Below are 12,679 nucleotides of genomic sequence, written 5' to 3'. Positions count from 1 at the left end.
CTTTTTAACAAGTTCATCTTTGTTTATAATTATAGCTAAGACTTGATATTCGTATAATCGCTGGCTTTTTTTGGAGGGCGCATTTTGACTATAATTAAAACTTTGTCGGCCACTGAAACAAGTGATTTAGGAGCTTTGCTGGGTAGTTTGCTGCAGCCGGGCGACGTTATTACATTAAATGGAGACTTGGGTGCCGGTAAAACTTGTTTTGCCGGCGGTGTAGCCAGGGGGTTAGGCATTAACGAGCGGATCACCAGTCCTACTTTTACCTTGATCAATGAGTATGACGGCCGGCTGCCATTATACCACCTGGATGTTTACCGGCTGGCAAGCCCGGAAGAACTTGAAGATCTGGGCTACGAAGAATACTTTTATGGCTCCGGTGTAACTTTGATTGAATGGGCTGAACGAGTTGAACAATATTTACCTGCCGAGCGGCTGGATATTTTTATTGAAAAGCATACCGATGATGATAATATTAGGGTATTACGGTTTATAGCCCGGGGAAAACGGTACAATAAATTGGCAGAGGAGTTTATGCAGCATGATCGTTCTGGGCATTGAAGCGGCAACTCCGGTGGCTGCCGTAGCTGTGGCCACGGAAGGTAAAATACTGGCCGAGCGGATGGTGAACAACCGCCGCACCCACTCAGTAAATCTGTTACCTATGATCAAAGATTCACTGGCTGATGCAGGTATTAACAAAGAACAACTGACGGGCATTGCGGTTTCCATCGGCCCGGGGTCCTTTACCGGACTGCGCATTGGGTTGAGCACCGCCCGCTCTCTGGCTCAGGTATTGAACCTGCCCCTGGCCGGTGTCCCTACTTTAGACGCCCTGGCTTACCCGCTAACAGGCCATGCCGGACTGGTTTGCCCCCTGCTTAATGCCCGAAAAAACGAAGTTTATACCGCCCTGTACCACAGCACCGGCACCGGACAGGAATGCCTGGTACCCGCCCGGGCTGCGGGTATTCAAGAGCTTCTTCAGCTGCTGGAGGGTTACAATGAGCAGGTTACCTTTATTGGCGATGGCTTAGCCGAGTATATCGGCGTCATAAAATCTCATATGGGTGCACGTGCCGGCCTGGCACCGGTTTGTACATCATTTCCCAGAGGCGCTGCAGTAGCTGAACTAGGTTTGCAGCTGCTTCAAAAAGGTGCGGTTTCCGATCCCCTGACGCTGCTGCCTTATTACCTGCGGGAATCCGAAGCTGAATTAAAATGGCGTGAAAGGTGCCGGGTTAATGAATAAAGCAGCAAGCTTGGCAAACATAACTTTTGCTCAAATGCAATTTAATCACTTGGACCAGGTGATACAAATTGAAAAGGTATCGTTTCCCACACCTTGGTCAAAAAATGCTTTCGACTACGAACTGCGCAGTAATGAATTTGCCCATTACATTGTAGCACTGGCAGAGGACCAAGAGGTTGTCGGTTATGCCGGTATATGGGTCATTATAGACGAGGCTCACGTGACCAATATTGCTGTGCGCCAAGATTACCGGGGGTACGGTTTGGGCATGGCCTTAATGCTGCAGTTAATTCAAAGGGCAACTGTGCTGGGGGTACAACGGATGACTCTGGAGGTACGCCCCTCTAATGCACCTGCCCGTGCTCTATATGCTCGCTTGGGTTTTAAGGATTACGGGCGTCGAAAAAATTATTATCCCGATACTAATGAAGACGCCATCATTATGTGGAAGAACGATTTGGGTTAAAAACCCTGACATATGATAATTTAACACTTAAGTTCCGGGAGCATTTCCCGGTTTTTTTATCATCCGGAATTATTACATTTAAAAAATAATTATTTAAGCAATGTCATTTTACCAAAGGCAGCCGTGTTATTAAGTTGAAAGGAAAACAGGGGAGGTGGCCGGCCATTTTCCCGACTCAAATGGAAAAAGGCGCAAAGTCCGGTTTAACGTACCAGGAAACGTATAATCGCTACTACCCGGCTATATGTCGCCAGCTTACCTATATGCTGGGCAGCCGTGCGGTAGCGGAAGAAATCACTCAGGAGGCATTCCTTAAACTGTACTGCACACCGCCCCGGCAATACCAAAACATCGGGGGGTGGCTTTCCAAAGTGGCTGTAAATCTAGCTTACAATTACCTGCGCAGTGAAAAAAGCCGCCTGCGCAGGGAAGAAAAGACCAAGAGCCAGGGGTTGAAAGTGGTTTCCTGCGAGGAAGCAGCGCTGCAAAATGAAGAAAACAACCTCGTGCGCATCACTTTACAAACCTTACCGAAGAGAGACAGGTTGTGTTTATTAATGAAGCATTCCGGTTTTAGTTATGATGAAATAGCTGAAGCCATCGGAGTAAAAAAAACATCGGTGGGTACCATTATTGCCCGGGCTCAGGCCAAGTTTAAAAGGGTTTACCTGGAACAGAAAGGATGTGATGCTTAATGTGCTATGAAGAAGGCATCCTCCAAGCTTACATTGATAATGAAGTAAGCATCAAGCAGAGACAGGAGATAAACCAGCACTTGGCTCAATGTGCTAAATGCCGCGATGTATTGGAGGAATTACAGTTAAATAACAATTTCGTCAATCTGTGTATGAACCGGTCCCTGGCTGACCTGCCGGGAGTCTCGCCCGCCTTGACAACCGGGCTCCGCGGCAATATACTAAATAAATTTAAAAGGAGTTTAAATACCATGAAGCTTTACAAAAAGTTGATTGCCACCGCCGCTATGGCCGCGGTAATGTTCACCGCCTTTAGTTTCCCGGCTGTGCGCAGTATGGCCGGTGAATTTCTAACCGTGTTTAGAATGGAAAAGGTGCAAACCATTACCGTTAATCCTGAGGATCTGGAACAGCTGGAAAGGACTGTTAATGAAGGGACCGGCAATGTGAATATTGATAATTTTGGGCGGGTTGAAGTAATAGGTAAACAAGAAGCAGTTCCGGTAACTTTAGACCAGGCGGAGGAAGCTGTTGACTTCGCTGTTAAGCTGCCCCAGCCTACAGGTTACAACGAGCCCGAGCTCCAAAAGATAACCGGCAGCACGGTTAACTTTACGCTGGATGTGACCAGTGTGAATAGTCTGCTGCAGTCTCTGGGCAGTACTGAATTGCTGCCGAAAAGCCTTGACGGTCAAACCTTTACTATGCAAATGCCCACTGCTATAACGGCTAAATACCGTTCGGGCAGTGATGTGCTGAACGTAATCCAGGCTAGAAGCCCTGAAATGAAAGTACCTTCCGGGGTGGATGTGTTGGCCATTAGGGATGCTCTTTTAAATGTGCCCGTACTGCCGGAAAACCTTCGCAACCAGCTGTTGGCGGTAGATGACTGGCAGCACACGGTATTAATCCCCGATATGGACGGCACTTCCAGGGATGTTATAGTTAACGGCAGTCAGGGTGTTTTTATGGATGGCAGCACCCGGTCGGATAACTTAGCACCGGTGAGCTTGTTAGTCTGGCAAAGTAACGGTGTCGTGTATACCATCTCGGGCACCAACCTGGATGAGCAATTAGCCCTATCCATCGCCGGGCAAATGAAATAAGGTGGGGTTTATAATTGGACTTGGCCATTGAAACAATTAACTTAACCAAGCATTATGGTAATAAAGTGGGCTGTGCCGAGATTTGCCTCCGGGTTCCCCGGGGGCAAATCTTCGGATTCCTGGGCCCTAATGGAGCAGGCAAAAGTACCCTGGTTAAAACATTAATAGGCCTGCTTTTCCCAACTTCGGGAGAAGCCCGGCTGCTGGGCAAGCCTCTGGGAGACATCGGTGTAAGAAGAAAAATTGGCTTTTTACCGGAAAATTTCCGCTATCACGACTGGCTGACCTGCAGTCAACTGCTGGATTTCCACGCCTCACTGTACGGCATGAGCAATGCGGAAAAAAAGCGCCGTATACCGCAGGTTATTAAGCAAGTTGGCCTGTCCGGACGGGAAAGTCAAAAGATACGCACTTATAGCAAGGGTATGCAGCAAAGGGCGGGGCTGGCTTGTGCACTGCTGCCTGATCCTGATTTACTTTTTTTAGATGAGCCCACCTCTGCTTTGGATCCCCTGGGACGTCGCGATGTTCGGGAGCTACTGGTAGAGCTGCGGGCCGGCGGCAAAACTATTTTTTTAAACAGCCACCTGCTCAGCGAGGTGGAGATGATTTGTGATATGGTGGCTTTTATCAGACAGGGAAAAGTCATCCGGCAGGGGACTCTGGATGAACTGAGGTCCGCCGAAATTAACGTGGAAATGCGTTGTGAGGGGTTAACCGAGCAAATAAGGGACGCGCTGGCCGGTCTAACCCTTTCTATGTACATAGAAGGCGGTACAGTGTTAGCCACTGTAAGCAAGGATGAGGATATTCCATTGCTGGCGGATGCAGTTATTCGGGGCGGCGGCAGGCTGTATGAATTAAACCGTAAGCGTTCTTCTTTGGAGGAAATGTTCATCAGTATGGCTCAGGAGGAGACAAACAATGACGGCTATTATTAAAATAACTTTTCGCGAAGCACTTGGCCGTAAAGTGGTGCTTATTTCGCTTATTCTAGCCGCCGCTTTTCTCGGACTGTACGGTACCGGGGTTCATTTTGTCGCCGGAGATCTGGCTAGGCACCCTAACCCCATGCTGGCGCAAGTGATTTATCCCCAATTACTTTCCTTCGGACTTTATTTCGGCGGGTTTATTGTATCCTTTTTAGCAATATTTTCCGCTGTAGGCGCAATATCCTCGGAAATTGAAAGCGGCATCATCCAGACCATAATTCCCAAGCCGGTGCGGCGTTATGAAATAGTGCTGGGCAAGTTCCTGGGAACCGGCCTGTTTCTGGCCCTGTACGCAGCGTTATTTTTTACGGTAATTTACCTGCTAATTCACTTGAAGACCGGTATGGAGTTAACCGGGCAATGGAACGCCCTGGCCCTTTTTGCCATGCAGCCTGTGGTGCTGCTGGCGGTAACCCTGTGCGGCTCCACATTGCTGCCCACCATAGCTAACGGTGTGGTAATGTTTATGCTGTATGCGGTATCCATAATTGGCGGCATGGTGGAGCAAATAGGCTGGCTAATCAATAACGTTACCCTTCAGCAGACCGGCATACTGGCCAGCTTGATTATGCCCGTCGACGCCCTGTACCGCAAAATAGTCCACCTGCTCATGAACCCCACCGCTAACCCGCTGCAGGCTCTCCAGCAGATGGGGCCCTTTGGCAGCATGTCCGAGCCCAGTGTGTGGATGGTGGTTTATGCAGTGCTGTACGTGATATTTTTTACGGGGATGGCAGTATACCTGTTCGGCAGGAAGGATATATAATAGTATTGGACCTTGCATTATTCAAAATTTATGATACAATATCCTATGTAGCAAATTTAAAGGTTTGCGCCTGTAGCTCAGGGGATAGAGCGCCGGCCTCCGGAGCCGGAAGCACAGGTTCGATTCCTGTCAGGCGCACCAAGCATAAACCTGCGATCCTATAAAATTAAGGGATGGCGGGTTTTTTATTTTAGTGGGGGCAGGCAATAGACTTGTTCCAACTATCATTGTCCTTAAATTGCAAAATCTTTAACGTTTATATATAGCTTGTTAACTAACTCATTAAAAGAACGAGTTCCCAGCGTTACACCGGCTTCTAGAACTATTTTTGCACAAGCCAGGGCATCCTCGGCTGCATCGTGGTGTTTAAAAGAAATGCCAAAACGTTTGGCCAAATTATTTAGCTTATAAGATCCCAGACCTGGCCAAGTCTTTTTTGCAATAACTACCGAGCATTGATATGTAAGCCGGGGGTGTGGTATCAAGTATTGATTAAGAGTATTCCTTAAAACGTTAATATCAAAGGCGGCATTATGTGCTATGACGGTCTTGCCTATAAGATAATCTTTTAATGTTGAATGCCAAAGTTCCTTAAAATCAGGTTTATCAATTACATCCTCAGCCGTAATACCATGTATTCTGGTAAAGAAAGGATGAAAATATAAATCTGGTGGTCTTACTAGCCAAGACTCTCGTTCAACTATATTACCATTTTCTACTACAGCTATACCAACTGAACAGATACTTGCCCTACTATGGTTTGCGGTTTCAAAATCTAAAGCAACATAATTCATAAGCGAATCTTCCTATGCTTAACATTTTTACTAGATATTCAATTCGGATATCCTAATTTCCTTCAAAGATTGGCCGAGGAGGGTATGACTATGATCATTGTTACCCATGAGATGCCTTTGCCCGGCAAATATCCGATCGAAATATATCTATGGATGAGGGGACCATAGTGGAAGAGCCAGTGGATGCCCAAGATTACAAATTGGAGGGTGATTAACTGTAATGAAAAAAGGACAGGAAAATCAAGCATACCTTGTTCAGCATCAAAAGAGGGGGCATTACAATGACGGCCTCCCAGCAGTCAGTTTTCTTGAAAATATAGCCTGCGAGTATGATAGCGAAGGTATCGCGGTCAACCTTGCCGAAACGCTCGAAGGATACCGATGCGAACGATACCGATCTGCCGATGCATCAGCCCTCACAACCCACAGTGTACATATCGATTACACACGCATCAACAGGGTGCCGGACGGCAGGTTCCATACGGAGGTTGATGGCGCGCGCTTTGAGTGCTTTTACCATGCAAGCGAATATGATTACCTTTATGTTGTGCTGGATACCATGCGCGATGACGAGACAATTGCGCATGGGCCGCTCCCCCGCTTTCATAAATGGTCATGGAATACGTTTCTAAGAGGACATCTGCTAAGCATCGAAGACCCGATGTATTTTGAATCGGACATCCCTGTGGGCTGGTTCTACGGCACGCATGAACGAGACTACCGCGACGCAACAGCAAAGCTCGTCACGAGCGTGGCGCGATGCCTCGGCATCCCTAACGATCGAATTATCTTCTATTCAATCTCGTCAGGAGGCACATCGGGCTTGTTCACCGCTGCCAAAATCCCCGGCAGCGTTGCAATAGCATCGAATCCCCAGCTTGACCTTACGCGTTTTCTTCCCAGTGCACTCGTCAGATTCAAAGAGTGCACCGGAATTGATCTTGCCTATGAAAAGCAAGAGGGAGATGTAGGTCGTGTCGATTTCGCGCATGTTTTCTCCACGGATAGCCCTTCCAAGTACCTGGTCATTGTAAACTGCCGTTCGAAGATGGATTTCAACGACCAACTTATCCCTTTCTGTCAAGCACTTGGCATAACCCCCCAATATGGTCTGCAACGGGTGGGCAACTTGATTATCTGGGTAATTGATGCCCCCGGCCCGCACCCTCACATATGCTTCGAAAGCAAGACCATGTATTTCGCCATCGATTTCCTGGCAAAAACATTAGCGGATGGCGGCGATACTGATCGGTTCAAGCCGCTCTACATCCTGTTTAGCGAATTCTGGCATGAGAAGGCGGGGCTGATTGCCGGGGATCCTGCATGCCTTGCCGATGCAGACCCGCTCTCGCTGAAGAATCTGATTGGCGGACGGTAATAACCATACTTTATATTGAGCTAAAGCCGCAACTTTTTTATGCTTCCTGACGTCAATCCTTTAAAATGAAGGGAGTGTGATGAAGCATGAAAAAGAGTATTCTTAGCCTGGGGTTGGCGGCCGGCTTGTTAATGATGCCTGTTGCCGGATTTGCCCAAACCCCTTTCACAGATATACAGGGCCACTGGGCGGTTCGGGAAGTGGAGCAAGTTTATCACAAGGGCATTATGAAGGGCATTGCTAAAGATAAGTATGCCCCCAACCAGCTAGTTACCCGGGCGGAGGTGGCCGTCTGCTTGGACCGTATTTTTGACTTAAATTACGATCACCTGAAATTTATCAAAGAGCCTTCCCCGGCAGACTATTATGACGATGTAGCCGCAGGGCAATGGTACAGCGAGGCCATAACAAGAGCAGGGATATATAATATTTTCAACCTGGATAACCGCAAGTTTGACCCCAAACGGCCTGTTACCAGGCTGGAGGTAGCCGTGGCCATTGATAAAGCTTTTCAGGCCAAGAAGCTAAGCGTGATCACCACGGAAATGTGGCCTTTGTATGAAGATACCACATATTTACCACATGATGAGCAGTTGACGGTGGCTTTTATGTTTAACTCGGGCATCATGAAGGGCAGGTCTGCCAACCAGTTTCAGCCTAATGGGAACATTACCCGTGCCGAGCTGGCAGCAGTATTAAACAGGACCCTGACCACCCTGAACAATGCTCAGCCTGTCGAAGATGTTACCGAGCCAATGAATGTCTCCGTTATACAATCGGAGGAGTTAGACCTATATAGAGACGGTACACCGGAAAAAATCAATCTTTACCAGAAGAGAGATCCCAGGGACATGCCGGTAGCTTTCCACTTGACTGTTGACGGACAAAAAGTGCTTGAAATCGGCGGTGAAGATGGGTTATATACCAATGCCGGCTTCAAGGCTCAGGATGTTGACGGTGACGGGAAACAATGACGGAGCCTGTGAAGTAACTGCCATCCAACGGGTCATCGGCGTGTCTCACTCGGATACCATAGCGCTTTTGAAAACCACTTATCAACTAATGAATGGCAAGTATAAGCCGATAAACCAGATTATAACCACTGAATCGGGTGAAATGCTCAAGTAAATAAATTTTGTTCAAAAATAATTTGCCAAACTTAATGCCAGTATATTAAGAAAGGGAGGGCTTGAAGGTCTCTCCCTTTTGGCTTTAACCCGTGCAGCAATGATAACTTTAATGACTCAACTTTACCAATAACCTGTAAAATAAAACTATGAGTTTAAAGAAAAGTGCTAATCTGACAGGAAGGAATCCTTTAATGAAATACCATAATTTAGCATATAAAAAAGAAGACTTTATCGCGTTGATTACTTTGAACCGCCCGGATGTGCACAATGCCCTGGACCCCCGCACCTGGATGGAGATTTATGCAGTCGCACGGGAATGCCGTTTTGATCAGGATGTACGGGTAGTTATTATCACCGGTTCAGGGAGCAAAGCATTCGCATCTGGGGCAGATATTCGTTCTCTAAATGAGCGTGAAACTTATGCAATATTAAAAAGCGAAGCTCATGCATCGCTTAATGCTTTGGAAAACCTGGAGAAGCCCGTTATTGCTGCTATAGACGGTTTTGCCCTGGGCGGCGGTTGCGAGCTGGCCCTGGCCTGTGATATAAGAATTGCCACTAGCCGCTCCAAACTGGGACAGCCGGAAACCGGCCTGGGCATCATCCCGGGGGCGGGCGGTACCCAGAGATTGCAAAGATTGGTAGGCATCGCTAAGGCCAAAGAATTAATATTTACCGGCAATATTCTCAGCGCCCGGGAGGCAAAAGCCATTGGCCTTCTCAATAAAGTAGTGGAACAGCCCGAAGATTTACTGCCGGCCACTAAACAATTAGCGTATAAAATAATAGCTAATGGACCGTTGGCAGTCAGCCTGGCTAAAATAAGCATTAACACGGGTGCCAACGTTAATATTAACACAGGGTTATTATTAGAAAAATTCGCTTCGACGATTGCCTTTTCAACTCGAGATCGTCTTTAAGACTACATAACACCTGTCTCCTTCCCGGCCTGTGAAAAGGCAGCCAGAGCTTTGTCCAAATCATCCCGGGTGTGCGTGGCCATTACCGCAACTCTCAACCTGCTCATGCCCGGCGGCACTGTGGGCGGTCTGATGCCCGGAGCAAAAACGCCCAGGGATAACAGCTGTTGGGCCATTTGTACGGCTTTGCTGGCATCACCTATTAATACAGGTATTACCGGTGATTCTTCAGTTAGAATGGTAAAACCTATTTTCTTCAGACCGGACCTGAGGTAATGAGCATTCAAATGCAGACTTTCCCGTATCTGCGGATTTGTTCGCAGCACTCTAAAGGCCGCCAAAGCAACGGCAATTTCAGACGGGGGGAGAGCTGTCGAGTAAATAAAGCTGCGCGCTTTGTTCCTCAGGTAATCAATTAAATCATAAGAACCGGCCACAAAGCCGCCGGCACTGCCGATGGCTTTGCTCAAAGTGCCGATTTGAATGGGAATCCTGCTTTCCAGGCCAAAATGCTCGGCTGTACCGGAACCCCGGTGACCCATTACTCCGGTAGCGTGGGCATCGTCTACCATTAACCAGGCATTGTATTTTTCGGCCAGTTCCACCAAGCGGGGTAAAGGGGCCAGGTCGCCATCCATGCTAAAAACTCCGTCGGTAATGATATAAATACGACGGTAACTGCGATTTTGTTGTAATAATTTTTCAAGCACGCCGGTGTCCTTGTGCGGGTAAATTATAGTTTTGGCCTGGCTGAGACGGCACCCGTCAATAATACTGGCGTGATTTAGTTCATCACTAAAAATAATGTCACCCCGGCCCACCAGTGCAGTTATCGCTCCCATGTTAGCCATGTAGCCGGTGTTGAACACAATGGCTGCTTCCGTGCCTTTAAAACGGGCAATGGTTTCTTCCAGTTCTTCATGGAGCCTCATATTTCCCGTGATTAAACGTGACCCTCCCGAACCGGTTCCCCAGAGATCCACAGCCTCCTTGGCCGCTGCTTTTAATTCCGGGTGTTCGGTAAGCCCCAGGTAATTATTTGAGGATAATAAAATACATTCTTTATCGTTAACCATTGTTCTGGAGGATTGGGCGGCGTTCATTGTTTTTAGCTGGCGGTAAAGATTCTTCTGTTTGAGATTTGATAGCTCCTCTTTTATGAATTCCATCTAAAACTCTCCTTTTCGGGTTAGCGGTAAAATTTAAAACGTAAACCATAAAAATTAGCAAGGTTGACGTTTATTGCTTTTATATTACCAAAACATAGTAGTATTGTAAACTTGAAATTAAACTTCGGTTAACATTGAAATGTTATAACCGGTATGGGTAACGAAATTGAAGTTGAATTCTTGGTGATTTGGTGGAATTAACCGGATACATAGACGGGTAAGCTTTGCTTTATATCTTTAAGGTAATTGTTAACCCTTAATATTTAACTAGTTGACAATGGGCTTTTTTTTGTGTAATAATTGCTAATAAATAAATTTGAAATGAGAGATTTAGTCATGTTCAAACTGAAAGAAACTAAAAATAAAATACTTTCCGGTGCATTAATTGACAAAGACGAAGCCCTGGAAATATGCGAAGCGCCGCTGGCGGAGCTATGCGCAACGGCCAACGAAATCAGGCAGCATTTTTGCGGCAGCGCCTTTGATATCTGCACCATCATCAACGGCAAAAGCGGTAAATGCTCGGAAAACTGCAAGTATTGCGCGCAGTCCTCCTTTTACCGGACTGCTGTTGAGGAATACCCATTGCTGGACACGGACAAGATCGTGGAACAGGCTGTTTACAACGAGGAACGGGGAGTGCTGCGGTATTCTATCGTTACTTCCGGCAGGAGATTGTCACCCGGAGAGGTAGACCAGGTGTGTAACAGCATCCGGGCCATCCGAGAAATATGCAATATTGCTGTTTGCGGTTCCTTCGGCCTGTTAGATGAAGCGCAGTTTGCCAGGTTGAAAGCAGCGGGTATTAGCAGAGTTCACAATAACCTGGAAACCTCCCGCAGGAACTTTTCCAATGTCTGCACCACCCACACCTACGACGATAAAATTGCGGCCATCCGGGCTGCGCAGCGAGCCGGGCTAAACGTTTGTAGCGGCGGTATTATGGGGCTGGGCGAATCGATGGAGGATAGAATCGACATGGCGCTGGACCTTCGCGAGCTGGGTGTCCGGTCCATTCCCGTCAATATGCTTAACCCCATCCCGGGTACGCCTTACGAAAACAACAAGCGGTTAACTAACGAGGAAATGTGCCGTATAGTGGCGCTGTTCCGCTTCTTAATACCCAATGCCTCCATCCGGCTGGCGGGCGGCCGCGGGCTGCTGGCCGATAAGGGACGCCAGTGCTTTTTGTCCGGCGCCAATGCCGCTATTTCCGGTGATATGCTGACCACGGAAGGCATTACCATTGAGCAGGACATGCAAATGTTAGACGAGCTGGGCTATAAGGCGGTGTTGTGGGATGCCTGAAGCTAAAGGTCTTTTCGTTACTGCCACCAGTACGGAGGTGGGCAAGACCTATGTGACCGCCCTGATCGTGAAAAAGCTGCGTGAGGCCGGTTACAACGCAGGTTATTATAAGGCCGCCCTCAGCGGCCTGGAGAAAACAAAAGCCGGGCTGCAGGCCAGTGACGCCGGCTACGTGAAACAGGTCGCCGGCCTGGATGAAGACTTGTCCAACCTGGTTACCTACATCTATGAGAACCCCGTTTCCCCGCACCTGGCAGCCCAAATGGAGGGCAATCCAGTGGAACTGCCGTTGGTGAAAGCCGCTTACGCCAAAGCAGCAGCTAAATATGACTACCTGACAATGGAAGGCAGCGGCGGTATTATGTGTCCGCTCCGCTACGACAGCTCGGCCCGCATATTTCTGGAGGATGTAATCAAGGAATTAAACCTGGGCACGGTCCTGGTGGCCCATGCCGGGCTGGGCACCATCAATGCGGTGGTGCTGACCGTAGAATACATGCGCTACCGCGATATCGCCGTGAAGGGAGTTATTTTAAATCATTTTTGCGGGAGTCTGATGGAATTGGACAACAAGAAAATGATTGAGGAACTTACCGGTATCCCGGTGCTTGCCCTGGTGCAGGAAAACGCAGTCGAAATCAACCTGGAGGCCGGCCGGCTGGCCGCCTTGTACGCTTAGGAGGATGTGAACAGGATGAAT

General features: G+C 47.9%; 15 protein-coding genes and 1 tRNA gene. 14 read left to right on the top strand and 2 right to left on the bottom strand.

Annotation, left to right across the window (positions count from 1 at the left end):
• Window positions 1-84: 84 nt before the first annotated feature.
• The 8 genes from tsaE (at window position 85) to SPSYN_RS07880 (ending at window position 5,421) form a co-directional block, all read left to right on the top strand.
• On the top strand, window positions 85-564 hold the full coding sequence (gene tsaE / locus SPSYN_RS07915) for a tRNA (adenosine(37)-N6)-threonylcarbamoyltransferase complex ATPase subunit type 1 TsaE (RefSeq protein ID WP_161821920.1): 480 nt from the start codon (window positions 85-87) through the stop codon (window positions 562-564).
• Window positions 545-1,255, top strand: a complete 711-nt coding sequence (gene tsaB / locus SPSYN_RS07910) for a tRNA (adenosine(37)-N6)-threonylcarbamoyltransferase complex dimerization subunit type 1 TsaB (protein WP_161821919.1) — start codon at window positions 545-547, stop codon at window positions 1,253-1,255. The genes tsaE and tsaB overlap by 20 nt, the downstream gene beginning before the upstream one ends.
• Window positions 1,248-1,721, top strand: a complete 474-nt coding sequence (gene rimI / locus SPSYN_RS07905) for a ribosomal protein S18-alanine N-acetyltransferase (RefSeq protein ID WP_161821918.1) — start codon at window positions 1,248-1,250, stop codon at window positions 1,719-1,721. The genes tsaB and rimI overlap by 8 nt, the downstream gene beginning before the upstream one ends.
• 134 nt (window positions 1,722-1,855) lie before the next feature.
• Window positions 1,856-2,416, top strand: coding sequence for an RNA polymerase sigma factor SigX (locus tag SPSYN_RS07900; RefSeq protein WP_243152960.1), 561 nt, complete (start codon window positions 1,856-1,858; stop codon window positions 2,414-2,416).
• Entirely contained in the window at window positions 2,416-3,522 is a 1,107-nt protein-coding gene (locus tag SPSYN_RS07895; protein WP_161821917.1) for an anti-sigma factor family protein, read from the top strand. Before SPSYN_RS07900 ends, SPSYN_RS07895 begins: the two co-directional genes overlap by 1 nt.
• 14 nt (window positions 3,523-3,536) lie before the next feature.
• Window positions 3,537-4,463 carry an ABC transporter ATP-binding protein gene (locus tag SPSYN_RS07890; protein ID WP_161821916.1) on the top strand — a complete coding sequence of 309 codons (927 nt, stop codon included), beginning with the start codon at window positions 3,537-3,539 and terminating at the stop codon, window positions 4,461-4,463.
• Entirely contained in the window at window positions 4,447-5,280 is an 834-nt protein-coding gene (locus SPSYN_RS07885; RefSeq protein WP_161821915.1) for an ABC transporter permease, read from the top strand. The genes SPSYN_RS07890 and SPSYN_RS07885 overlap by 17 nt, the downstream gene beginning before the upstream one ends.
• Window positions 5,281-5,346: 66 nt before the next feature.
• Window positions 5,347-5,421, top strand: a tRNA-Arg gene (locus tag SPSYN_RS07880).
• A gap of 92 nt (window positions 5,422-5,513) precedes the next feature.
• Here the strand turns inward: SPSYN_RS07880 and SPSYN_RS07875 are convergent.
• Window positions 5,514-6,074 carry a 3'-5' exonuclease gene (locus SPSYN_RS07875; protein WP_161821914.1) on the bottom strand — a complete coding sequence of 187 codons (561 nt, stop codon included), beginning with the start codon at window positions 6,072-6,074 and terminating at the stop codon, window positions 5,514-5,516.
• Between the two features lie 220 nt (window positions 6,075-6,294).
• Between SPSYN_RS07875 and SPSYN_RS07870 the strand changes: the two genes are divergently transcribed.
• From SPSYN_RS07870 to SPSYN_RS07855, 4 genes are all read left to right on the top strand, one after another.
• Window positions 6,295-7,452 carry a hypothetical protein gene (locus SPSYN_RS07870; protein WP_161821913.1) on the top strand — a complete coding sequence of 386 codons (1,158 nt, stop codon included), beginning with the start codon at window positions 6,295-6,297 and terminating at the stop codon, window positions 7,450-7,452.
• Between the two features lie 86 nt (window positions 7,453-7,538).
• On the top strand, window positions 7,539-8,426 hold the full coding sequence (locus tag SPSYN_RS07865) for an S-layer homology domain-containing protein (protein ID WP_161821912.1): 888 nt from the start codon (window positions 7,539-7,541) through the stop codon (window positions 8,424-8,426).
• Window positions 8,410-8,580 (top strand): hypothetical protein, encoded by a 171-nt coding sequence (locus tag SPSYN_RS07860; protein WP_161821911.1) that lies wholly within the window; start codon window positions 8,410-8,412, stop codon window positions 8,578-8,580. The genes SPSYN_RS07865 and SPSYN_RS07860 overlap by 17 nt, the downstream gene beginning before the upstream one ends.
• A 193-nt stretch (window positions 8,581-8,773) precedes the next feature.
• Window positions 8,774-9,502, top strand: a complete 729-nt coding sequence (locus SPSYN_RS07855; RefSeq protein WP_161821910.1) for an enoyl-CoA hydratase/isomerase family protein — start codon at window positions 8,774-8,776, stop codon at window positions 9,500-9,502.
• 2 nt (window positions 9,503-9,504) lie between these two features.
• Here the strand turns inward: SPSYN_RS07855 and bioF are convergent, their stop codons facing one another.
• Entirely contained in the window at window positions 9,505-10,671 is a 1,167-nt protein-coding gene (gene bioF / locus SPSYN_RS07850; protein ID WP_161821909.1) for an 8-amino-7-oxononanoate synthase, read from the bottom strand.
• 336 nt (window positions 10,672-11,007) lie between these two features.
• Between bioF and bioB the strand changes: the two genes are divergently transcribed.
• Together bioB and bioD are read left to right on the top strand one after the other, a co-directional pair.
• On the top strand, window positions 11,008-11,979 hold the full coding sequence (gene bioB / locus SPSYN_RS07845) for a biotin synthase BioB (protein ID WP_161821908.1): 972 nt from the start codon (window positions 11,008-11,010) through the stop codon (window positions 11,977-11,979).
• The gene (gene bioD, locus SPSYN_RS07840; protein WP_161821907.1) at window positions 11,972-12,658 is read left to right on the top strand and encodes a dethiobiotin synthase; all 687 of its coding nucleotides are present in this window, start codon (window positions 11,972-11,974) and stop codon (window positions 12,656-12,658) included. Before bioB ends, bioD begins: the two co-directional genes overlap by 8 nt.
• The last annotated feature ends 21 nt before the right edge of the window (window positions 12,659-12,679 follow it).

Origin of the sequence: Sporotomaculum syntrophicum (assembly GCF_009932395.1) — a bacterium.
GTDB lineage: Bacteria > Bacillota > Desulfotomaculia > Desulfotomaculales > Desulfallaceae > Sporotomaculum > Sporotomaculum syntrophicum.
Note: the sequence above shows the minus strand (reverse complement) of the source record. Positions and strands in the feature narration are given on the sequence as shown.

Bases quoted from the DNA above. Each gene is read 5' to 3' on its own strand.
- SPSYN_RS07875 (WP_161821914.1), bottom strand. From the start codon at position 6,074: ATGAATTATGTTGCTTTAGATTTTGAAACCGCAAACCATAGTAGGGCA.
- SPSYN_RS07870 (WP_161821913.1), top strand. From the start codon at position 6,295: ATGAAAAAAGGACAGGAAAATCAAGCATACCTTGTTCAGCATCAAAAG.
- SPSYN_RS07895 (WP_161821917.1), top strand. From the start codon at position 2,416: ATGTGCTATGAAGAAGGCATCCTCCAAGCTTACATTGATAATGAAGTA.
- SPSYN_RS07855 (WP_161821910.1), top strand. From the start codon at position 8,774: ATGAAATACCATAATTTAGCATATAAAAAAGAAGACTTTATCGCGTTG.
- bioF (WP_161821909.1), bottom strand. From the start codon at position 10,671: ATGGAATTCATAAAAGAGGAGCTATCAAATCTCAAACAGAAGAATCTT.
- SPSYN_RS07885 (WP_161821915.1), top strand. From the start codon at position 4,447: ATGACGGCTATTATTAAAATAACTTTTCGCGAAGCACTTGGCCGTAAA.
- bioB (WP_161821908.1), top strand. From the start codon at position 11,008: ATGTTCAAACTGAAAGAAACTAAAAATAAAATACTTTCCGGTGCATTA.
- SPSYN_RS07865 (WP_161821912.1), top strand. From the start codon at position 7,539: ATGAAAAAGAGTATTCTTAGCCTGGGGTTGGCGGCCGGCTTGTTAATG.
- bioD (WP_161821907.1), top strand. From the start codon at position 11,972: ATGCCTGAAGCTAAAGGTCTTTTCGTTACTGCCACCAGTACGGAGGTG.
- rimI (WP_161821918.1), top strand. From the start codon at position 1,248: ATGAATAAAGCAGCAAGCTTGGCAAACATAACTTTTGCTCAAATGCAA.
- tsaB (WP_161821919.1), top strand. From the start codon at position 545: ATGATCGTTCTGGGCATTGAAGCGGCAACTCCGGTGGCTGCCGTAGCT.